We start from the raw sequence: 22,188 nt of genomic DNA, 5'->3' as shown, positions 1-22,188 counted from the left end.
CTCCTTAGAAGTCTGCCTTGAAGCTGACGGATGCGAAATCGCGGTCGTCGAGGGTGCTGTAGTCGTTGGTACCAAAGAAGGCGTTGTAGGCCAGCTCCACGCTGTAATCGTTCATGTAGACGCCGGTCAGGCTCACGCCCAGCGCTTGCTGGCCTTCCTGAAACGGCCCTTGCGGATCGTAGGAATAACCCTCGACGTCATGCCGCCAGTTGACGGCCGGAATCAGGTTGATGCCCGGCAACACATCGCTGTATTCGAGGCTGGCGCGCAGGCGATAACCCCACGACCACTCGGTGGCAAAGCCCTTGTCGGTGCAGTACTGGTTGGTGACCCCGGAGGCCACGGTGTTGCACGGCGTGCCGTTGCGCGGAGCACTGCGGCCGAACGCGGCGTTACGGCCAAGGCGCTCATCCCCCAGATCCTCGATGTGCACGACACCGGCTTCACCGAACAGGCTCAGGCGCGTGGCGCCCAGCACGTTGTCGATGGCCTGGGTGGCCGAACCGGTCATCTGCCAGACACCCTTGCGTTCCCAGGCATCGAACTGGCTGCCATTGGTGGTGCTGAAACCGGGCGGCAATTGCACCCAGGAACTGCCCCCCGGCCCGGAAATCACGGCGACGTTGACGTCGGGCGCGTTGATCGCGATCGGCATGTTCGGCCGATAGCTCAGCTCACCCGCCAGGGAAATCCCGGTGACCGGCTCGACGCCGTTGAGGCTGATGCCGTACAGGTGAATGTTTTCCGGGAAGGCAGCCGCATAGCTCGGCCCCTGGATGCCACCGGGGAAGGTGCCGGGCAAGGAAGTGTTCCTGGCGTTGAGGGTGAAATACGGCAACCGCGAGTGATAGTTGATGTAGTAAAACGCCGCTTCGGCATCGTTCAACGCCGGGATCATCTGGCGCAGGGCGAAGCCGAACTGGCCGTAATCGGACGGCGACTCGTTGCCCCGGGACGTCGCGAACAAACCCGCGGCCTGCATCTGATCATCGGTCTGCACCTGGCTCAGGTACAACGGCCCGCACCCCGGCTGAATCACGTCGCTGCTGGCGAAGAAAGTGCCGCAACCGTCGAGGACACTGGGCCGCCAGTTGTACTGGTAGAAACCTTCGAGGTTGGTGGTGTCGGTCAGGCCGAAGCTGAAGGACACCATCTCCACCGGCAACTGGCCTTCCTTGATTTCCACGCCGGGACGGTTGAACGCCGAGATGTCCAGCGGGTTGATCACGTTGATGCCGTTCTGAATCAACAGCGCCTCGCCCCAGGACAACACCTGGTTGCCGACCTTCACGTTCAGCGGATGCTCGGCCACCTGGAAGTCTTTCCAGACGTAGGCGTCGAGGACCTGGAAGCCCTTGAACTTCGACAAGTCGTCCCAGCCCGAATCGTCGAAATCCTTGAAGCGGCCATTGCCGGTTTCATAGGCGTGGTCGTACCAGTATTTGAAGCGCAGGAACGCGCCCTGGCCCTGGCCATCGAGACTGAAATCGGTGAGGCCCTTGAACAGCTGCGAGATGGGATCGCCCTTCTCGAAGTTCAGCCGGTTGTCGTCGGCGCTGACGCTGGTGCCATTGGCATTCACGCCCTGGGCCTGCAGGGCGTTGGCGCGGGTCATCAGGCTTTTGTCGGGGTTTTGCGTCGACCAACTGCTGCCCAGGCTCAGACTGGTCTTGGTCGACAGGCTCCAGTCTTCGTTGAGGTCAAAGGTGGTGGCGCAGGCCGGCCCCGTGAGTACGGCAAGAATCGCCAACGCAAGCGGTTGCGGGCGGGTATGGCCAAGCCGGGGAAGTCGTTGGCGGACTCCGGCTGTGGCCGAGCTTTTTTTTATCATTATTGGGCTCCGGTCAGGTTTGCTCAGCCCGGACACGGTGCCCAACTATCGACCGCGACACGCAAGCGATGGCCGACAAAAAATAATCATCGGGGGGATCTGCGGGGCGGGTGGTATGCCGGCCTGGTTCTGATGCGTTTCCCTGTAGGAGCTGCCGCAGGCTGCGATCTTTTGATTTTGATTTTTGAGAGCGGAAGATCAAGATCAAAAGATCGCAGCCTTCGGCAGCTCCTACAGGCCGAGCGTTAGCTCGCCTGCAGCTTTTGATCTTGATCCACCCGCCCCCTCGGAAGGCTGAGTGGAGGTGTTCATCCGGGGACAGGCGCGCAGCGCTGTTCGACGCAGTCGAACTCATTGCATGTAGGTCGAAGCGAAGCCGACCGGAGGGCAATGCCCCCGGATGAATACCGGAGCGAAGGAACCCCGAGCCTCAGCGAGGGGCCGTACGTAAGGGGCGAGACCTTTGGTTCCTTTGGGCTGGGCCGGCACTCCGGCGTTTGCCAAAGGGACTCGCCGTAAGGGCGAAACCATAAGCCGCCGTTACCGAAGAAACGGATATGTACACATTCGCAATTCAAAGCGGCGCTACGCCTTCGACGATGATGACCTCAGCCAAAGCCACCCCCTCACGATACCCCCTCGCCTCCTGATACAGCGCCGAGTGATAGCACGCCACCGCCTGCTCATAGGAATCAAACTCGATCACCACACTGCGCTGCGGTGTCGCCCGACCTTCCATCGCCTCGCTACGCCCGCCCCGCGCCAGAATCCGACCGCCATACAGGGCAAACGCCTGTGGCGCCCGCCGGGTGTATTGGCTGTACTGATCAGGGTCAGTGACATCCACGTGAGCAATCCAGTACGCCTTCATAGTGACCTCTCGGTTTGTTTTGTATTATGGTATACCACACTACTCATCCCACAAACACCGAGACTCCAGCATGGCCTTCAACAGCATCGAAGAAATCATCGAAGATTACCGCCTCGGCAAAATGGTCCTGCTGGTCGACGATGAAGACCGGGAAAACGAAGGCGACCTGTTGCTGGCCGCCGACTGCTGCACACCCGAGGCGATCAGCTTCATGGCCCGTGAAGCCCGTGGCCTGATCTGCCTGACCCTGACCGACGAACACTGCAAACGCCTGGGCCTGGAGCAAATGGTGCCGAGCAACGGCAGCGTGTTCAGCACCGCGTTCACCGTGTCCATCGAGGCTGCCGTCGGAGTGACCACCGGTATCTCCGCCGCTGATCGTGCCTGCACCGTGGCCGCCGCCGTCGCCGCCAACGCAGGTCCTGCCGACATCGTGCAACCCGGGCACATCTTCCCGTTGCGCGCCCGGGAAGGCGGTGTGCTGACCCGCGCCGGCCACACCGAAGCCGGTTGCGACCTGGCCCGCCTGGCCGGCCACACGCCTGCCTCGGTGATCGTCGAAGTGATGAACGACGACGGCACCATGGCCCGCCGCCCCGACCTGGAAGTGTTCGCGCGCAGGCACGGGATCAAGATCGGCACCATCGCCGACCTGATCCACTACCGCCTTAGCACCGAGCACACCATCGTGCGCATCGGTGAACGTGACCTGCCGACAGTGCACGGCACCTTCCGTCTGATCACCTTTGAGGATCGCATCGAAGGCGGTGTCCACATGGCCATGGTCATGGGCGATCTGCGCCGCGAAGAACCGACGCTGGTGCGCGTGCATGTGATCGATCCGTTGCGCGACCTGGTCGGCGCCGAATACAGCGGGCCGACCAACTGGACCTTGTGGGCCGCCTTGCAGCGTGTCGCCGCCGAAGGCCACGGCGTGGTGGTGGTGCTGGCCAATCACGAATCCTCCCAGGCGCTGCTGGAGCGCGTGCCGCAATTGACCCAACCGCCCCGGCAGTTCAACCGTTCGCAGTCGCGGATTTATTCGGAGGTGGGCACCGGCGCGCAGATCCTGCAGAACCTGGGTGTCGGCAAGCTGCGCCATCTCGGTCCGCCGTTGAAGTATGCGGGCTTGACCGGGTATGACCTGGAGGTGGTTGAGAGCATTCCATTCACCGAATGATTTTGGACTGAATGTAATTCCCCTGTGGGAGCGGGCTTGCTCGCGAAGAGGGAGTGTCAGTCGGCTCAAAGTTGTCTGACGCACCGCTTTCGCGAGCAAGCCCGCTCCCACAGGGGGAATGCGTCGACACTGAAAAACTACTTTTGGCTGATAGCCGGTACGGCAAAGTGCTTGCACAAAGTTTGGAATACCATAATATGATATTCCATAGACCGAACAGTCAGCACTGACTCGACGGACCTACTGCTCCCGATAGGCGGGCACTCGAAAGCCCCGCTCATAAACACAACAATGAGGGCGTGAAAATGGTGTTGAACAAACGTGCGACCGCGGTTCTTTTTGCGGGACTGCTGAGCGTCACCAGCCAGGCATTGCTGGCGGCTGAAAGCGTCAACTTCGTCAGTTGGGGCGGCAGCACCCAGGATGCGCAGAAGCAGGCCTGGGCCGATCCGTTCAGCAAGGCCAGCGGCATCACCGTTGTGCAGGATGGCCCGACCGACTACGGCAAGCTCAAGGCCATGGTCGAAAGCGGCAACGTGCAATGGGACGTGGTCGATGTCGAAGCCGACTTCGCCCTGCGCGCCGCCTCCGAAGGCTTGCTCGAACCCCTCGATTTCAAAGTCATCGAGCGCGACAAGATCGACCCGCGCTTCGTCAGCGATCACGGCGTCGGCTCGTTCTTCTTCTCCTTCGTCCTCGGCTACAACGAAGGCAAGCTCGGTGCCAGCAAGCCTCAGGACTGGTCCGCGCTGTTCGACACCAAGACCTACCCCGGCAAACGCGCCCTCTACAAATGGCCGAGTCCTGGCGTGCTCGAACTGGCGCTGCTGGCCGACGGTGTAGCGGCGGACAAGCTCTACCCGCTGGACCTGGACCGCGCGTTCAAGAAACTCGACACCATCAAGCAAGACATCGTCTGGTGGGGCGGCGGCGCGCAGTCGCAGCAACTGCTGGCCTCCGGTGAAGCGAGCATGGGCCAGTTCTGGAACGGCCGGATTCATGCCCTGCAGGAAGACGGCGCCCCGGTCGGCGTAAGCTGGAAGCAGAACCTGGTGATGGCCGACATCCTGGTCATTCCCAAGGGTTCGAAAAACAAGGATGCGGCGATGAAGTTCCTGGCCAACGCCAGCAGCGCCAAAGGACAGGCCGACTTCTCCAACCTGACCGCCTACGCCCCGGTCAACGTCGACAGCGTGGCGCGCCTGGACTCGGTGCTGGCCCCGAACCTGCCGACGGCCTACGCAAAGGATCAGATCACTCTTGATTTCGCATACTGGGCCAAGAACGGTCCGGCCATTGCGACACGGTGGAACGAATGGCTGGTCAAATGAAAATGACGGCAACCGCGCCTCGTCCGTCCACGGCCTCCGGGAGCGCCATCGGCGCTGCCGGCCCGGCAGTCGGCCAGACCCTTGCAAAGCAGCCCTCGCCGTCGCTAAAGCAGCGTTGGCGTGGTGCCAGCAACCTGGTCCCCGCCCTGCTGTTTCTCGGCCTGTTCTTTCTCGCGCCGCTGATTGGCCTGCTGCTGCGCGGCGTGCTGGAACCGGTGCCGGGCCTGGGCAACTACGAGCAACTGTTCGCCAACTCGGCCTATGCCCGGGTGTTGCTCAACACCTTCTCGGTGGCCGGGCTGGTCACGCTGTTCAGCCTGCTGCTGGGCTTCCCGCTGGCCTGGGCGATCACCCTGGTGCCGCGCGGCTGGGGGCGCTGGATCCTCAACATCGTGCTGTTGTCGATGTGGACCAGCCTGCTCGCCCGCACCTACTCCTGGCTGGTGTTGCTGCAAGCCTCCGGGGTGATCAACAAGGCGCTGATGGCGATGGGCATCATCGATCAACCGCTGGAGATGGTGCACAACCTCACCGGCGTGGTGATCGGCATGAGCTACATCATGATCCCGTTCATCGTACTGCCGTTGCAGGCGACCATGCAGGCCATCGACCCGATGATCCTGCAGGCCGGTTCGATCTGCGGCGCCAGCCCCTGGACCAACTTCTTCCGGGTGTTCCTGCCGCTGTGCCGGCCGGGGCTGTTCTCCGGTGGCCTGATGGTGTTCGTGATGTCCCTCGGTTACTACGTGACCCCGGCGCTGCTGGGCGGTGCGCAGAACATGATGCTGCCTGAGTTCATCATTCAGCAGGTGCAGTCGTTCCTCAACTGGGGCCTGGCCAGCGCTGGCGCCGCGTTGCTGATCGTGATCACGCTGGTGCTGTTCTACTTCTACCTGAAGCTCCAGCCGGAATCCCCGGTTGGTGCCAGCAACGCGAGGTAAGCCGTCATGCTCCTGACCCCCAATGCCATGAGCCGCCGGATGCGCTTCGGCCTCTATGCCACCACCGGGCTGATCGGTCTGTTCCTGCTGCTGCCGATCGTGTTCATCGTGCTGCTGTCGTTCGGTTCGTCGCAATGGCTGGTGTTCCCGCCGCCGGGCTGGACGCTGAAATGGTACGGCCAGTTCTTCTCCAACGCCGACTGGATGAACGCGGCGATGGCCAGTCTCAAGGTCGCGGTGCTGACCACGTTCTTCGCCGTCGCGCTGGGACTGCCGACCGCGTTCGCCCTGGTGCGCGGCCGCTTCCCCGGCCGGGAAATGCTCTACGGCCTGTTCACCCTGCCGATGATCGTGCCCCTGGTGATCATCGCCGTGGCGGTGTACGCGCTGTTCCTGAAACTGGGCTACACCGGGACCATGTTCGCCTTCGTGGTCAGCCATGTGATCGTGGCGTTGCCGTTCACCATCATCTCGATCATCAACTCGCTGAAGCTGTTCGATCAGTCGATCGAGGATGCGGCGGTGATCTGCGGCGCCTCGCGCCTGCAAGCGGTGTTCAAGGTGACCTTCCCGGCGATCCGCCCGGGCATGGTCGCCGGCGCCCTCTTCGCCTTCCTCGTCTCGTGGGATGAAGTGGTGCTGAGCGTGATGATGGCCAGCCCGACCCTGCAAACCCTTCCCGTGAAAATGTGGACCACCCTGCGCCAGGACCTGACGCCCGTGATCGCCGTCGCCTCGACGCTGCTGATCGGCCTCTCGGTCTTGGTCATGGTGATCGCCGCCGCTCTGCGCCGGCGCAACGAAATCAGCGCTTGAGCGCCAGGAGTACGACATGAGTGCAGTGATCAAAGATTCCGCGCAGCAAAATGACAAACCCCTGGTCAGCCTGCGTAACCTGAACAAGCACTACGGCGACTTCGCCGCCGTGGACAACATCTCGCTGGACATCAAGGACGGTGAATTCCTCACCTTCCTCGGCTCCAGCGGCTCGGGCAAAAGCACCACGCTGTCGATGCTCGCCGGCTTCGAAACGCCGAGCAGCGGCGAGATCCTGGTCAACGGCCAGTCGCTGGTCAACGTGCCGCCGCACAAGCGCGACATCGGCATGGTGTTCCAGCGCTACTCGCTGTTCCCGCACCTGTCGGTGCGCGACAACATCGCCTTCCCGCTGGCGATCCGCAAACTGGCCACGGCCGAACGCGAGCGCCGGGTCGATGCGATGCTCAAGCTGGTACAGCTTGAGCAATTCGCCCATCGCCGCCCTTCGCAACTGTCTGGTGGCCAGCAGCAACGGGTCGCCATCGCCCGCGCACTGGTTTACGAGCCACGCATCCTGTTGATGGACGAACCCCTCGGCGCGCTGGACAAGAAACTGCGCGAAGACTTGCAGGATGAACTGCGCCAGCTGCATCGGCGCCTGGGCATCACCATCGTCTACGTGACCCATGATCAGGAAGAAGCCATGCGCCTGTCCCAGCGCATCGCGATCTTCAGCCACGGCAAGATCGTTGGCCTGGGCAGCGGTTATGACCTTTACCAGAATCCGCCGAACGCCTTTGTCGCCTCGTTCCTCGGCAACTCCAACTTCCTCAAGCTCAAGGCCCAGGGCAATGCGGTGGCGACTTTCGAGGGGCAACCGCTGTCGATCCGACTCACCGCCAGCCTGCAAACCGACCAGGACGTGCTGCTGATGGTACGCCCGGAAAAAGCCCTGGCCCTGAGCAATGAACAAGCCCTGGCCGAACCGCTGGCCGCCGGCTGGAACGAAGTCTCGGCCAAGGTCGTGGAAGTGTTGTTCCTCGGCGAAAGCCAGACCTGCAGCGTGATCACTGCCGGCGGCACCTCGATGACGGTCAAGGCACTGTCCGCCGCCGGCATGCCGCTCAAGGCCGGCGACCCGGTGCGGGTGCGCTGGGCCACTGCGGATGCCTGCGTCTACACCGAATGGGCCGAAAGCGACCTGAACAAGGCTGCCGGCGCTCACTGATCCATTGGCCTGCGCGCGCGGGCCACTATAATGCGTCACCCTCGGGCCACCACAACGTCGGGTTGTGGTGGCCTTTTTTCTGTCGCCTGTAAGATAAATTGGACAACGGATTCCTAAAATCCCGGTTTAATGCTAAATAGTGCTCAGTATTTTTAACACCCGACCCTGTCGTGCCACACAGTGCAACGAGAATAACGATATGAAAGTCCATTTCGAGAAAAGTGAAGTGTTTGGGACCCTCCACCTGCAAGCGGCGGTGGCAGCATGATCGAAGTTACCGAAGTTTCCATTGCCGAGCTGCGCGCCGCGCTCGAATCCGGTCAGACCACCTCGGTTGAACTGGTCCAGGCCTATCTCGCGCGGATCGACGCCTATGACGGCCCCGAGACGCCCACGGCACTGAACGCGCTGGTGGTGCGCAACCCCGAGGCCCTCGCCGAAGCGCAGGCCGCCGACGCCCGTCGCGCCAAGGGCCAGGTGCTGGGTCCGCTGGACGGCATCCCTTACACCGCCAAGGACAGTTATCTGGTCAAGGGCCTCACCGCCGCTTCCGGCAGCCCGGCCTTCAAGGACCTGATCGCCTATCGCGATGCGTTCACCATCGAACGCCTGCGCGCCGCCGGGGCGATCTGCCTGGGCAAGACCAACATGCCGCCGATGGCCAACGGCGGGATGCAGCGCGGCGTCTACGGCCGTGCCGAGAGCCCGTACAACGCTGATTACCTCACCGCCCCTTTCGCCTCTGGTTCGTCGAACGGTGCCGGCACGGCGACTGCGGCCAGTTTCGCCGCTTTCGGTCTGGCGGAAGAAACCTGGTCGAGTGGTCGCGGCCCGGCCTCGAACAACGGTTTGTGCGCCTACACCCCTTCGCGCGGCGTGATCTCGGTACGCGGCAACTGGCCGCTGACCCCGACCATGGACGTGGTCGTGCCGTTTGCCCGGACCATGGCCGACCTGCTCGAAGTGCTCGATGTGGTGGTGGCCGATGACGCGGATACCCGCGGTGACCTGTGGCGCTTGCAGCCTTGGGTGCCCATTCCGAAATCGTCCGAGGTACGCCCGCAATCCTATGCCGCACTGGCGGCGAACAGCGAAGCGCTCAAGGGCAAGAAGTTCGGCATTCCGCGCATGTACATCAATGCCGACCCTGAAGCCGGTACCTCTGAAGCACCGGGCATCGGTGGCCCGACCGGCCAGCGCATCAACACCCGTCCTTCGGTGATCGGTCTGTGGGAACAGGCGCGCAAGGCCCTCGAAGACGCCGGTGCGCAAGTGATCGACGTGGACTTCCCGCTGGTCTCCAATTGCGAAGGCGATCGCCCTGGCGCGCCGACCGTGTTCAATCGCGGCATCGTCTCCAAGGAATTCCTGCACCATGAGCTGTGGGACCTGACCGCCTGGGCGTTCGATGACTTCCTGCAGGCCAACGGCGATCCGAAATTGAATCGCCTGGCCGATGTCGACGGCCCGCAGATCTTCCCTCACGACCCGGGCACCCTGCCCAACCGCGAGGGCGACCTGGTCGCCGGCATGGACGAATACGTGCGCATGGCCGAGCGCGGCATCACGCCGTGGGACCAGATCAGCACAGTGCCCGATGGCCTGCGCGGACTGGAAAAGACCCGCAAGATCGATCTGGAAGACTGGATGGATCGCCTGGGCCTCGACGCGGTGCTGTTCCCGACGGTCGCCGATGTAGCGCCGGCGAATGCCGATGTCGATCCGCAGTCGGCGGATATCGCCTGGAGCAACGGTATTTGGGTCGCCAACGGCAACCTCGCCATCCGTCACCTCGGCGTGCCGACGGTCACCGTGCCGATGGGCGTGATGCCGGACATCGGCATGCCGGTCGGCCTGACCTTTGCCGGGCGCGCCTATGACGACTCGTCGCTGCTGCACCTGGCATCGGCGTTCGAGTCCACTGGCAGCAAACGCATGATCCCGCCGCGCACCCCGCCATTGGCGGCTGACCAGCGCTAATGCAGGCGCTGGCTTAGCAAGCTCGCTCCTACAGACGCGGTCTCCTGTAGGAGCGAGCTTGCTCGCGATGGTCGTCAACGATAACGCGTGTGAACTGGATAAACGCGGTCCTTTGTAGGAGCTGGCCTGCCAGCGATGGTCGTTAACGATTACGCGGGTGAACTGGATGAACGCGGTTCTTTGTAGGAGCTGGCCTGCCAGCGATGGTCGTTAACGATAACGCGGGTTAGCTGGATGTACGCGGCGCACTGGAGTCCATCGCCAGCAGGCTGGCTCCTACAGTCAATCGCCAGCAAGCTGGCTCCTACAGGTTCCCGGGGTTTTCAGGGGTCGACCTGAGCCATCAGTTCCGGAATCGATTCCGGCCGATTGGCAAAACGCTGCGCCAGCACCGCACAGACCATCAGTTGAATCTGGTGGAACAGCATCAACGGCAGGATCAACACGCCAATGGTGCTACCGGCAAACAACACCTGCGCCATCGGCACACCCGTCGCCAGGCTTTTCTTCGAGCCGCAGAACAGAATGGTGATGCGGTCTTCCTGATTGAAGCCGAACGCCTTGCCCAATACGGTCGAGGCCACCAACACCAGCGCCAGGACCACGCAGCACGCCACCACCAGCCCGACCAGGTCCAGCAACGGAATCTGGTGCCAGAGGCCTTCGATCACCGCCTCGCTGAACGCGCCGTAGACCACCAGCAAAATCGAACCCTGGTCGACGAACCTCAGCCAACTCTTGTTGCGCGCCACCCAGTTGCCGATCCAGCGCCGCGCGATCTGCCCGGCAATGAACGGCAGCAGCAACTGCACGCTGATCTTGAGGATGGCGTCGAGGGTCGAGCTGCCTTCGCCGTGCACATTGAGCAGCAGGGTCACCAGCAAGGGCGTGAGGAAAATCCCGAACAGGCTCGACGCCGCCGCGCTGCAGATCGCCGCCGGGATATTGCCCCGCGCCAGCGAAGTAAAGGCAATCGCCGACTGCACCGTGGCGGGCAGCGCACACAGGTAGAGCATGCCCATGTACAGGTCGTTGCCGATCAGCGGCGACAGCAGCGGCTTGAGCGCCAGGCCGAGCAGCGGGAACAGCACGAAGGTCAGGCTGAACACCAGCAGATGCAGGCGCCAGTGCCCGGCACCGGCAATGATCGACTCGCGGGACAGCTTGGCGCCATGCAGGAAAAACAGCAGCGCGATGGCGATGTTGGTCAGCCAGCCAAAACCGACCGCGACCTGGCCGCTGGCAGGCAGCAGGCTGGCGAGCGCGACCACGCCGATCAGGGTCAGGGTGAAGTTGTCGGGTAACAAACGGGGGCGCGTCATGGGTTGATCATCCGGGGGTTGCCAGTACGTGAAAGCGACTCTAACGTGACTGGATATTACCGACTAACGCCGATGAGCCAGCTGATGCCGCCTAAAGGACATGACAAAAGTATCCGGCGCAGTATTCCCGGGCTTTCCAGCCTGCCCAGGCCGCTCTACGGCCGTACCGAATCGCTGCCCAATCGCGCCCTGACCCGGCGCCACAGCCACCCGTGGGTGCAGTTGTCCTATGCGATCCAGGGCGTGCTCGAAATCCAGACCGGCGTCGGGCGCTTCGTCGCCCCACCGGAGCGTGCGGTGTGGATTCCAGCGGGCATGCCGCACCGGGTGTTCAGTTCGCCGCGCACGGAAATGCGCAGCCTGTACATCGATTGCAGCGTCTCGACCTGGGCGCCACCGGGCTGTCATGTGTTGGCGGTGAGTGATCTGTTGCGCGAGTTGATCCGTGCCTTCAGTCAGATTCCGGTGGAGTACGACCAGGATGGCGCGCACGGCCGGTTGGCCCAGGTGATTCTCGATCAGTTGGCTGAGGCCCCGCAGATCGACCTGATGCTGCCCCTGCCCCAGGACAGCCGGTTGCGGCAAATCGCGCAAAGCCTGGAGTCGCACCCCGAGCAACAAACCACCCTCAGTCACTGGAGCGAGCAATTCGGTGTCACCGAGAAAACCCTCAGTCGCCTGTTCCTGCGCGACACCGGCCTGACCTTTCGCGCCTGGCGCCAGCGCTTGCGCCTGCTCGGCGCCCTGACACCCCTGGAACAGGGCGAGCGAGTGACCGACGTGGCGTTGGCTTGCGGCTATGACTCGACGTCGGCGTTTATTGCGGCGTTTCGTCAGCAGTTTGGTGAAACGCCGGGGGAGTTCTTCCGCTAGGCCTGCACCGTACAACCTGTGGGAGCGGGCTTGCTCGCGAATGCGGAGTGTCAGTCGACACATGCTTGACTGACACTCCGCATTCGCGAGCAAGCCCGCTTGTGTCTAGATCCAGGAATAGACTTCGAGGTGAGAGGGGTGGATGGCAAGCTGTGAGTCCGCGGTGCTAAAAGCACGTGTGGGAGCCAAGCTGCCATCCACCTTTCCACTCTGGCCCATAAGCCCGAACAGTTGGACGAGCGCCACTCGAATCACAAGCGTGGGCAAAGCCAGAGCACTCTCACTCCTGAGTGTAAGAGGGTTTTGCCATGATTTCCTGGGTCGGCATCGATATCTCCAAATCAAACCTGGTTGTATGGGTTCAACCTCAGGGTGAAGGTTTTGACCTTCCCAATACGTCAGAAGGCTTTGTTGAGCTGATTGAGCGCCTGAGCCGGTACGAGGTTGGCCGGGTTCTGCTGGAGGCCACCGGTGGTTACGAGAGCAAGGTCATGGCGGCACTGCAGGGCGCCGACTTCAACGTGCTCAGAATCAATCCCCGCCGGGCCAGAGCCTTCGCCGTGGCGATGGGCAAGAATGCCAAGACCGACCCCATCGACGCGGCCGTGCTGGCGGACTTCGCTGAAGTGCTGCATGCATCCCGCGACAAGATCATTTCGCCGGAACGTGAAGCGCTGCGCGAGCTGATCCAGTTGCGCGAGCAGTTTGTTCAGCAACGAGACGACAACAAGCGCCGGCTTCAGCAAGTCCAGCTACCCGTTGTTATCGAGGCGATCAAAGGTCTTGTTCACTACCTGCAAGTGCAGATCAAGCAGCTCGATAAAACCATCCATCAGAGCATGCATGAACTGGATGCCGAAAAAGCCGAGCGACTCATTTCCGTTAAAGGTATCGGTACGGTGGCCACAGCCAGCTTGCTGGTTTACCTGCCTGAATTGGGAGAGCTTGATCGTCGTGAAGTGGCGGCCTTGGCGGGAATTGCGCCGTACAACGACGACAGCGGCAATCACAGCGGAAAACGTCAAATCTATGGAGGCAGAGCCCGTGTCAGACGTGCGCTTTACATGTCTTGCTGGGTCGTGATCCGTCATCAGCCAGACTTCAAGGCACGTTATGACGCTCTTCGGGAGCGAGGCAAGAGCGCGAAAGTCGCGCTCATCGCCTGCATGCGGGTCTTACTGATTAGGCTGAATGCCATGTTGCGGGACGGCACCGAATGGCGGTGACGAGTGGCAGGGGGAAGACAGTTGCTCCCACAATGGATGTTCGCCGCCCGCAGGATTTGTGTTCGACGCCTGCAAGGATCTCGGGGTTACTGATCGGACTTGATGCTGGTCCACACCCGCGTGCGCACCCGCTCGAGCTTTTGCGGCAATGGCTGCACGACGTACAGCGTATTCAATGCCTCACTGGTCGGTGTCAGGTTCGGGTTGCCGGTGATGTCCTTGTCGATCAGCGCCAGCGAGTCCTTGTTGGCATTCGGGTAACCGAGGAAGTCGCTGATGGGTGCGATGACTTTCGGGTCCAGCAGGTTATTGAGGAATTCGTGGGCCTCGGCGACGTTCTTCGCGCTTTTCGGGATGGCGAAGGTGTCGAACCAGATCGGCGCGCCCTCTTTGGGCAGGCGCCAGTCGACGACCACACCGTTACCCGCCTCTTTGGCGCGGTTGCCGAACTGATAGAAGCTGCCGGAGTAACCGATGGCCACGCAGATATCGCCGTTGGCGATGTCGGTCATGTACTTGGCGGAGTTGAAGTAGGTAACGTAAGGGCGGACCTTGAGCATCAGCGCCTTGGCTTTTTCGTAGTCATCCGGGTTCTGGCTGTTCGGGTCCAGCCCTAGGTAATGCAGGGCCAGCGGCAGGATCTCCGACGGCGAGTCGAGCATCGCGACGCCACAGGCCTTGAGCTTCTCCATGTTCTCGGGCTTGAACACCAGGTCCCAGCTGTCCACCGGCGCATTCTCGCCCAGCGCCGCCTTGACCTTGGCCGGGTTGAATCCGATCAGCACGGTGCCGTACATGTAGGGCACGCCGTACTGGTTGCCCGGGTCGTTCTTGTCCAGCAGCTTGAGCAACGCCGGGTCCTGGTGCGACCAGTTCGGCAGCTTGGACTTGTCGAGTTTCTGGAACACGCCCGCCTTGATCTGGGTTTCGATGAACTGGTTCGAGGGCACCACCAGGTCGTAGCCCGAGTTGCCGGTGAGCAGCTTGGCTTCCAGGGACTCGTTGGTGTCGAAGGTGTCCCAGGTCACCTTGATCCCGGTGTCCCTGGCAAAATCCTTGGGTACGGACGGCAGGATGTAGTCCGCCCAGTTGTACACCCGCAATTCGTGCTGTTCGGCGTGCACCGCGCTGGCCAGCAGCGACAGTCCGCAAACGGTGGCGCCCAGTATGCGTTTCATTGAGTCCATGGAGCATTTCCCCAAGTGTGGCGTGAGTTCGATGGTTTTTATGTTCTGTACACGGCAGCAGCCTTGAAAATTGCCAAGGGCAAGGAAGTGGAGTTTCCGGTTGTGATTCTTGCCGAGGGCGTGGCCGGTTCACAGCGTGAGTCAGGCCAAAAGGAGATCGAAACGGCCAAAATACCTGTCCGCATTGATCAGCGATGCGACAGTGCGGCGGCCAATCCATGAATCGATTTTTCTGTGGGAGCGAGCTTGCTCGCGAAGAGGCCGGCAGAGCCAACAGAGGTGTCCACTGACCTGACGCCTTCGCGAGCAAGCCCGCTCCCACAGGGGGATGTGCGTGATTACAGCAATGACAAGGTGTAGTTGATGATGAACCGGCTCTGGTCCACATTGCGACCGGCGTCGGTGTTCGATTTGGCATTGCGCAGTGTGAACCCCACCCCTTTGAACGTGCCCGACTGCAACACGTAGTCCAGGGTCATGTCGCGCTCCCATTCGGACTGATCGCTGGCGTTTTGCGCCTTGATGTCCGTGCCCTTGAGATACGCGATCGAGGCTTTCAGGCCTGGCACGCCCATGGGCGCGAAGTCGTAGGTGTATTGCCCGAAGTTCGTCTGCTCTCCGGCGCGGGCAAAGTTCTGGATCATCTTGTCGGTGGGCAGGTAGACACTGCCGCCGCCCGCCCCTTTGTCCACCAGGCTGCCCTGGTTGGGCTGGACGAAGTTGCTGCCGTCGCCCACCCGTTGATGCCCCACCGACACCGCATGCCCGCCATGGGTATAGGTGAGCATCGCCACCCAGGTGCTGTTATCGATTTCACCGTCGTTGTCGTCGGTGTAACCGGATACCCGATAACCTTGCGCACGGCCGGAGGCTGTGCTGTTGGCACCGCTGGACGTGGTGCGGAAGTAGCGCAGGTCGGTGGTCAGTGAGCTGGCGCTGTCGATGGACAGAATGTGCGTCAGGCCGAGAAAGCTCTGGTTGTAGAAGTCTTCCAGCTGCGCGAAGTAATACTGCGTCTTGAGGCTTTTGCTGAGGTTGTAGTCAGCGCCGGCGTAGTAGAACTTGTTGCTGTCCTGGGTACTGCCGGCGACCGACAGCCCTGTACGGTCGGTCGAGGCACGCCCGACCGCGTGCTCGAGCACACCGCTGGTCAGCGTCAGGCCATCGATGTCGTTAGAAGTGACCTGCGCACCGGTAAACGATTGCGGCAACACACGCGCATCGTTGGCCAACAGGATCGGCAACTTCGGCAGCAAGGTGCCGTAGCGAAATTCAGTCCTGGCCAGGCGCATCTTCGCCGTGGGGCCGAAGCTGCTCCAGGTGTCGGCCGCGCCGTCGCCGTCGGAAGGAATCATGCCGCTACCGACATGGCGCCCCGCTCCGCTGTCCAGCGTGATACCGAGCAACGCCTGGGCATCGAGCCCGAACCCTAGCGTGCCCTGGGTAAACCCGGACTCATAGCGCAACACGAAGCCCTGGGCCGACTCTTCGGTTTTCGAAGGCTCCGCTGCGCCATCGCGATTGTCGCTGTTGAAGTACAGGGTGCGCATCGACAGGCTGGCCTTGCTGTCTTCAAGAAAACCATGGGCGGCGGAATCGGCCGCCTGTGCACACAGCGAACCGGTGGCCAACAGGACTGCGGTGGGAATCGCGCGTTTGAACATAGGGTGCTCCTGGGTGTTTCTTATCGTTTTTGAAGGTTTCACCGCCAGGCAGGACCCGATTGCCGCCCACGCAACAGCGCTCAACACGAACGCGACAACAGGCGCGCTCGATGAGTGATGCGAATTGTTCGAGGTGAGGGTTTACTGACTGGCTTGTGAAACTCTTAAAACATTTCGGCCGGCTATTATCAAACGCGGTGAAAGTAGTTTTCGTGGAGGGATAAGCCTTGTCGTGCAGGGGTATGGACGATCACTGTTTTTGCATATCGGTGCAGCGGATTTTCATCCTGCCGACCTCGTCGGCAGTGGGTTGAATCCACAGCCGAAAGCGGACGTTCCCAGGCACCTGCGAAGTTATGGCGACTTGGTCTACGTCCGTGGGAAATCAGTGCTCGCCATTGATCTTTCGTGAACGTATTGCTCAAATTGTTCGGCTGGCAGTGGCGCAGAAAACAGGAAGCCCTGATAGGTCTGGCAGCCATGCTTGACCAGAAAGGTGCGCTGAGCTTCTGTCTCCACACCTTCTGCAATCACCGAAAGCCCCAATATCTGGCTCAGGCTCACAATCGCGCAGGCGATGGCGGCGTCGTTGGAATCAACCAGCACATCCCTGATGAAGGACTGGTCGATCTTGAGTTGATCCAGCGGAAGGCTCTTGAGGTATGACAGTGACGAGTAGCCGGTTCCGAAGTCATCCAGCGAAAGGCCTATGCCGATCTCTTTCAACTCGATCATTTTGGCGACAGTACCTTCAATATCCTCTATCAGCAGGCCTTCGGTCAGTTCCAGTTTCAATTTCTTCGGATCGGCCCCCGTGCATCTCAGTACTTGCAGTACCTCCTCGACGAAGTCCGGATGGTGAAACTGGCGGGCGCTGACATTCACAGCCATACCCAATCGGGCGGTTTCCGAATGCTTTGCCCAGGCAACCAGTTGAGCGCAGGCGGCCTGCAGTGCCCAACGGCCTAGCGGCAGAATCAACCCCGTTTCCTCTGCCAATGGAATGAACTCGCCTGGAAACACGACTCCGCGCTCAGGATTCTGCCATCTCATCAGGGCTTCTGCGCCAATGATACGGCCCTCACTATTCACCTGCGGCTGGTAATGAAGAAGGAACTCGTTGTTCTGCAAGCCTTGGCGCAAGTCTACTTCCAGGCTGGCACGTGCCGTGGCAACCGCCTGCATTTCCGGATCGAAGAAGCGCATGGTATTGCGGCCCGCCGCCTTGGCTCGATACATCGCCAGGTCAGCGCGCTTCATAATATCGTCCACTGTGCTCAGCTGCCCCTGGAACAGCGCAATGCCGAGGCTGGGGGTGCTGTGGTGCTCATAGCCATCCAACTGGTAGGAAATGTTCAGAGCGTCGAGAATCTTTTCGCCAACAGCCTTGGCCTGGATAGCGGCTTCTCGAGGGTTCTCATTAAGGCCATCCATCAGGACGACGAATTCGTCTCCGCCCAGGCGAGCCACGGTGTCGCTCTCGCGTATGCAGCCGCAAAGGCGCAGAGCAACTTGCTGCAGCAACATGTCGCCTCTGTCATGCCCCAACGTATCGTTCAGTGCCTTGAAGTTATCCAGGTCAATGAGAATTATTCCGCTCGTATGCAGGCTACGGGAGCTGCCTGCCAGCAGATGCTGTAACCGGTCCAACATGAGCCGCCTGTTGGCCAGCCCGGTCAACTGATCGTAGAAAGCCAAACGCTGAACCTCTTGCTCGGCGGTCTTACGGTGGGTGATGTCAGTATTGATCGACAGAACGGATTGCGGCTGGCCATCATCGTCTCGCACCAGGGTTCGATGACTTTCGAGCGTGATGGTGCGGCCATCCCGGCGTCGAAGTGTAACTTCGTCCGCCCAGTCACCCGTTTCTATCAGACTGTTAGTGGCCGCATTGAAAGCGGCGCTACCCTGGTAGATCAACTCCTGTGCCGATTTGCCGAGTGCCTCTTCCTTTGACAGACCGTAGAGACGCTCGGCACTTTTGTTCCAGTACAGGATGCGGTTATCCATCCCGTGAACGACAATCGCGTCCTGGGCCTTGTCCAGCAGCGATGCTTGCTGGCGGGCCTGCATCTCGCTTTCGCGCAGCACTGCCAGATAACCTTCCCTTTCCGCGGCTTGCGATTCCATTTCGCGCCTGATCTTGCCCCCATAGATAACGGCCGCACTGACCATCAACAGCACGAACACCATGATCGCGTATTCGACCCGGCGCAGTTCCTCGACCGACTCGAGCTCCTCCTCCAGGAGCCTGCTTTGAATCAGGCCAACGCGATCGCGCACGGTGCTGAGTGAGGCGAGCAACTGGGCATACTTCCTGTCCATCGTTGCCATGCGTTTGCCGGCATTATCCGACTGCCCCTCCCTGAAGTAGGAAAAGATCAGCAAGGCCTCGTTCACCATTTCGACCATCGCGGCATCTACTGCACCCACCTCATCCTTCAATGCAAGGGTAAAGGCTTGTATATCTGCACTGTGTTCAGCCTCATGGGCGATCCGTTCTTCCAACTGTTTTTTGGCCATTGCCAAATGCTCGTTGAAGGCGCGCAAGGCTTCATTCATGTTCCGCGATTCGGCTTCAACATGATGTGTATCGAACACATTATTGCCCGGCGCATTGACTGTGGAAGCCAGGCTGCCCAGCGTTGAATAGCTCGACAGCTGTTGGACCCACGACTGGTTTGCCTTGATGGAGCGGTGATAGGTATCGACGATCAGGTGATTCAATAGCACGCTCAGCACAACAACCAGCACGTCGAATCCCGCAAGAAAAAAGTACATGCGGTGCCATTTGGTCGAGCGCGGCTTGTTTGAACGGCTGGGAATGGCGTGCTGTGCGGCGCTTTTACTCCCGAAAAAATCCATTTCACAATCTCCAAACATAATCCTTCTAAATTGACCAATAGAAGCGGTATTCGGAAACCAGAAGCTATACGTCTCAAGTGCTACGCCAACCAAGTATTCGACACTAAGCAATGCATTTGACGATGCTGAATTTCATGGTGAATTTTTTTACTCTCCGAAGCGCCCAGCCGCACCGTAGCGAAAGTCGATTCGATCCTGAGTGATCCCGACGGGTCATTTCCAAGCAGCCTGCCGGACTGCCTGATCAGTTTCGACAGCAATTCAAGCATAGCCACTAATTTGCAATTATTCTGTTCGCCGACTGCTCCAGGTCGGTAGCAGCCCTTGACGCAGCGCATTTGCAACGACTCTCCCCAGCAAGGCAGATAATGTCGGCAGTTGACCGTCATAGACTAATCTCCACCTTTGACGAACGCTCAAATGAAGGGTTGCCATGGGACGAGGCAGATTGGCAGTCACTCACTCGTTCCACGCGTAAAAAACACGTGAAAAAGTTAGATCAGATAAGTGACTGATTTATGGAAGATAAAACAGATATAACGGTTAACAAGGCGGCGCAACTTCTGAACGATCAAATCGAGCTGTACGGCGCCAGCACTGGCAACAGTCTGCGGGCCGCGATTGCCCTGGAAGAAGCCGGCATCGCCTACACGGCACGCAAGCTCGACCTGTATGCACAGGAGCACCGCGGGCCGGACTTCCTGGCGCTCAACCCGGCCGGGAAAGTGCCGACCCTGATCGATCACGGGACGACGCCGACGCTGGTCATCAACCAGTCCAACGCCATCATCCAGTACGCCGACTCCATTGCCCCCGGAAAGTTGGCACCGGCACAGCCGGGACCTGTGCGCACCCGGATGATCGACCGCTATTTCTTTTTCGTGACCGATGTCATCGCCCCCAGCCATGCCGCGTTTTTCCTGCACCAGGCAGGCCAGGACAAAGCGGCGGCGATCATCGATCTGCGGGTGATCGAACAACTGACCTACTCGGAAAGTTTTTTGACCGGGGAATTCATGGCCGGCGAACAGTTTTCCATGGCCGACATTTCGGCGTTCACCATCGCCATGGCATTCCGTGACCGGCTGGACTGGAAGCTGCTGCCACAACTATCGCGCTGGTTCGACACGGTCGAAGCCAGGCCGGCGGTACAACGCGGCCTGAATGTGTTCAAGCATTCCTGAGCGATCAGCGAACACAAAAATGCCCGACACGCCGCCGTCACTGTAGGAGCGAGCTTGCTCCGGGCGGCGTTCCGACGATGGTCGTTAACGATGCCGCGTGTTTACTGACTAAACGCAGCGCTCTTGAGTCCATCGCGAGCAAGCTCGCTCCTACAGTGACGGCGACGCGCCGGGCATTTTCAATCGAACACCAAACGACTTTGCCTCAGTCGGTGTAGCCGAACCTCACCGCACGGCTTTCCTGCGCCTGGCTGCGCGTAGCGAGGCAGTAATACAACGGACATGTCACCACCAGCCCCACCAGCCACGACAGGTCCGCGCCGTCCACCAGATTGGCGTACGGCCCGACATACAGTGAAGTGTTGGCGAATGGCAGCTGCACGATGATGCCGATGAAGTAGGCAATGATCGCGTGCAGGTTGAAGCGCCCGTAGATGCCGCCGTCCGCGCGGAAGATCGAGGTGATGTCGTAGCGGCGACGCTTGATCAGGTAGAAGTCGATCAGGTTGATCGACGCCCAGGGCACCAGCACCAGCAACAACGCCAGAATCAGGCCGATGAACTGCGAAATGAAGTTCGCCGAGGCACCCAGCGCCACCACGCAGCAACCCGCCAGGACGATGCCCGACAACACCACGCGCACCTTGATGCTCGGCGTCCACTGGCTGGCGAAGGTCTGGATCGAGGTGATGATCGACAGCACCGCGCCGTACAGATTCAGGGCGTTGTGGCTGATGATGTTGAGCAGGAACAGCACCATCAGAATCGGCCCCAGCCAACCGGTGGACTGCTTGACCGCCGCCATCGCCTCGGTGCCTTCGGGCGTCGCCAGGACCGCCACGGCACCGAAGGTGAACGACAGGATAGTGCCCAGGGTCGCCCCCAGGTAAGTGGCGAAGAACGGCCGGGTGATGCCGATGTCCGCCGGCAGGTAGCGCGAATAGTCCGACACATACGGCGAGAAGCTGATCTGCCAGATGATGCCCAGCGAGACCGTGGCCAGCCAGCCTGACAGGTTGAACCCGCCGCGAGTGAAGAAGTCCGCCGGCAGGTCATGGGCGAAGATGTAGAGGAAACCGGCGAGCAACGCGCTGCCCATGACCCAGGTGCCGATGCGGTTGAGGGTGTGGATGAAGCGATAACCGATCACCCCGATGGCCGTGGCGCTGAGGGCGCCGATCAGAATGCTCGCCGGTACCGGAACCGACGGCACAATGCCGACAATCGATTTGCCTGCCAGCACGATGTTGGAGATGAAGAAACCGATGTAGATCAACGCGGCGAAGAACACGATCAGCAGCGCGCCGTAGCGGCCGAACTGACCACGACTCTGGACCATCTGCGGAATGCCCATGCACGGCCCCTGGGCCGACGCCAGCGCAATCACCACACCGCCGACCATGTGTCCGAGGGCAATCGCCAGCAGGCCCCAGAACAGATTGAGATGAAACACCTGGACCACCATGGCGCCGGTGACGATGGGCAGCGGCGCGATGTTGGTGCTGAACCACAGAGTGAAAAGATCGCGGGCCTTCCCATGGCGCTCTGCGAGTGGAACATAGTCGACCGTGTGGTTCTCGATCAACGGATCTTGCCGGGACATCTGGGACATGTGCATGGACTCGAGTTTGTCTGTTCTTATCTTTGTATGAAGCCAAACCGGGGGGACTCTCTGGCCGCCCCTCAGATGCGGACCATATTATGGTATTCCAAACTTTAAACAAGACTGATCCGGTCTTTGAACAA

The 22,188-nt window shown here is 60.6% G+C and carries 17 protein-coding genes; 10 read left to right on the top strand and 7 right to left on the bottom strand.

The genetic code is table 11. The features are described from left to right. Positions 1-4 precede the first annotated feature (4 nt). A complete protein-coding gene (locus tag ACEN83_RS10975) occupies positions 5-1,831 on the bottom strand; it encodes a DUF1302 domain-containing protein (RefSeq protein WP_495580259.1) in 1,827 nt (608 codons plus the stop codon). A gap of 574 nt (positions 1,832-2,405) precedes the next feature. Then, positions 2,406-2,702 (bottom strand): DUF1330 domain-containing protein, encoded by a 297-nt coding sequence (locus ACEN83_RS10970; RefSeq protein WP_095967716.1) that lies wholly within the window; start codon positions 2,700-2,702, stop codon positions 2,406-2,408. Between the two features lie 70 nt (positions 2,703-2,772). Here ACEN83_RS10970 and ribBA point away from each other — a divergent pair, with 70 nt between their 5' ends. The 6 genes from ribBA to ACEN83_RS10940 all read left to right on the top strand — a co-directional run bounded on the left by ribBA (position 2,773) and on the right by ACEN83_RS10940 (position 10,121). Next, complete coding sequence (ribBA, locus tag ACEN83_RS10965) at positions 2,773-3,882, top strand: bifunctional 3,4-dihydroxy-2-butanone-4-phosphate synthase/GTP cyclohydrolase II (RefSeq protein WP_495580258.1); 1,110 nt, start codon at positions 2,773-2,775, stop codon at positions 3,880-3,882. A 305-nt stretch (positions 3,883-4,187) separates the two neighbouring features. Further along, positions 4,188-5,213, top strand: a complete 1,026-nt coding sequence (locus tag ACEN83_RS10960; RefSeq protein ID WP_495580257.1) for an ABC transporter substrate-binding protein — start codon at positions 4,188-4,190, stop codon at positions 5,211-5,213. After that, positions 5,210-6,154 (top strand): ABC transporter permease, encoded by a 945-nt coding sequence (locus tag ACEN83_RS10955; RefSeq protein WP_193601733.1) that lies wholly within the window; start codon positions 5,210-5,212, stop codon positions 6,152-6,154. The genes ACEN83_RS10960 and ACEN83_RS10955 overlap by 4 nt, the downstream gene beginning before the upstream one ends. Before the next feature lie 6 nt (positions 6,155-6,160). Further along, positions 6,161-6,970: an ABC transporter permease gene (locus ACEN83_RS10950; RefSeq protein ID WP_007976227.1), complete on the top strand. Its 810-nt coding sequence runs from the start codon at positions 6,161-6,163 to the stop codon at positions 6,968-6,970. Between the two features lie 16 nt (positions 6,971-6,986). Then, complete coding sequence (locus tag ACEN83_RS10945; RefSeq protein ID WP_104448743.1) at positions 6,987-8,141, top strand: ABC transporter ATP-binding protein; 1,155 nt, start codon at positions 6,987-6,989, stop codon at positions 8,139-8,141. Positions 8,142-8,405: 264 nt separating this feature from the next. After that, entirely contained in the window at positions 8,406-10,121 is a 1,716-nt protein-coding gene (locus ACEN83_RS10940) for an amidase (protein ID WP_495580256.1), read from the top strand. A gap of 323 nt (positions 10,122-10,444) precedes the next feature. Here the strand turns inward: ACEN83_RS10940 and ACEN83_RS10935 are convergent, their stop codons facing one another. Further along, the gene (locus ACEN83_RS10935; protein ID WP_495580255.1) at positions 10,445-11,443 is read right to left on the bottom strand and encodes a bile acid:sodium symporter family protein; all 999 of its coding nucleotides are present in this window, start codon (positions 11,441-11,443) and stop codon (positions 10,445-10,447) included. A gap of 84 nt (positions 11,444-11,527) precedes the next feature. On the opposite strand from ACEN83_RS10935, the gene ACEN83_RS10930 reads away from it, so the two are divergent. Together ACEN83_RS10930 and ACEN83_RS10925 are read left to right on the top strand one after the other, a co-directional pair. Beyond that, positions 11,528-12,316: an AraC family transcriptional regulator gene (locus ACEN83_RS10930; protein WP_218504022.1), complete on the top strand. Its 789-nt coding sequence runs from the start codon at positions 11,528-11,530 to the stop codon at positions 12,314-12,316. 308 nt (positions 12,317-12,624) lie between these two features. Continuing rightward, positions 12,625-13,542 carry an IS110 family transposase gene (locus ACEN83_RS10925; RefSeq protein WP_495578386.1) on the top strand — a complete coding sequence of 306 codons (918 nt, stop codon included), beginning with the start codon at positions 12,625-12,627 and terminating at the stop codon, positions 13,540-13,542. Between the two features lie 86 nt (positions 13,543-13,628). Here ACEN83_RS10925 and ACEN83_RS10920 read toward each other — a convergent pair whose 3' ends face one another. Further along, entirely contained in the window at positions 13,629-14,729 is a 1,101-nt protein-coding gene (locus ACEN83_RS10920; protein ID WP_495580254.1) for a polyamine ABC transporter substrate-binding protein, read from the bottom strand. A 15-nt stretch (positions 14,730-14,744) separates the two neighbouring features. Between ACEN83_RS10920 and ACEN83_RS10915 the strand changes: the two genes are divergently transcribed. After that, entirely contained in the window at positions 14,745-14,951 is a 207-nt protein-coding gene (locus ACEN83_RS10915; RefSeq protein WP_495580253.1) for a hypothetical protein, read from the top strand. 116 nt (positions 14,952-15,067) lie between these two features. Here ACEN83_RS10915 and ACEN83_RS10910 read toward each other — a convergent pair whose 3' ends face one another. After that, positions 15,068-16,393, bottom strand: coding sequence for an OprD family porin (locus ACEN83_RS10910; protein WP_495580252.1), 1,326 nt, complete (start codon positions 16,391-16,393; stop codon positions 15,068-15,070). Positions 16,394-16,762: 369 nt separating this feature from the next. Further along, positions 16,763-19,258: a putative bifunctional diguanylate cyclase/phosphodiesterase gene (locus ACEN83_RS10905; RefSeq protein WP_495580251.1), complete on the bottom strand. Its 2,496-nt coding sequence runs from the start codon at positions 19,256-19,258 to the stop codon at positions 16,763-16,765. Positions 19,259-19,821: 563 nt separating this feature from the next. On the opposite strand from ACEN83_RS10905, the gene ACEN83_RS10900 reads away from it, so the two are divergent. Then, positions 19,822-20,442: a glutathione S-transferase family protein gene (locus ACEN83_RS10900; RefSeq protein ID WP_495580865.1), complete on the top strand. Its 621-nt coding sequence runs from the start codon at positions 19,822-19,824 to the stop codon at positions 20,440-20,442. Positions 20,443-20,647: 205 nt separating this feature from the next. Here the strand turns inward: ACEN83_RS10900 and ACEN83_RS10895 are convergent, their stop codons facing one another. Beyond that, on the bottom strand, positions 20,648-22,054 hold the full coding sequence (locus ACEN83_RS10895) for a purine-cytosine permease family protein (protein WP_495580250.1): 1,407 nt from the start codon (positions 22,052-22,054) through the stop codon (positions 20,648-20,650). Positions 22,055-22,188 lie beyond the last annotated feature (134 nt).

Source organism: Pseudomonas sp. Pseusp49 (genome assembly GCF_059491875.1).
Note: the sequence above shows the minus strand (reverse complement) of the source record. Positions and strands in the feature narration are given on the sequence as shown.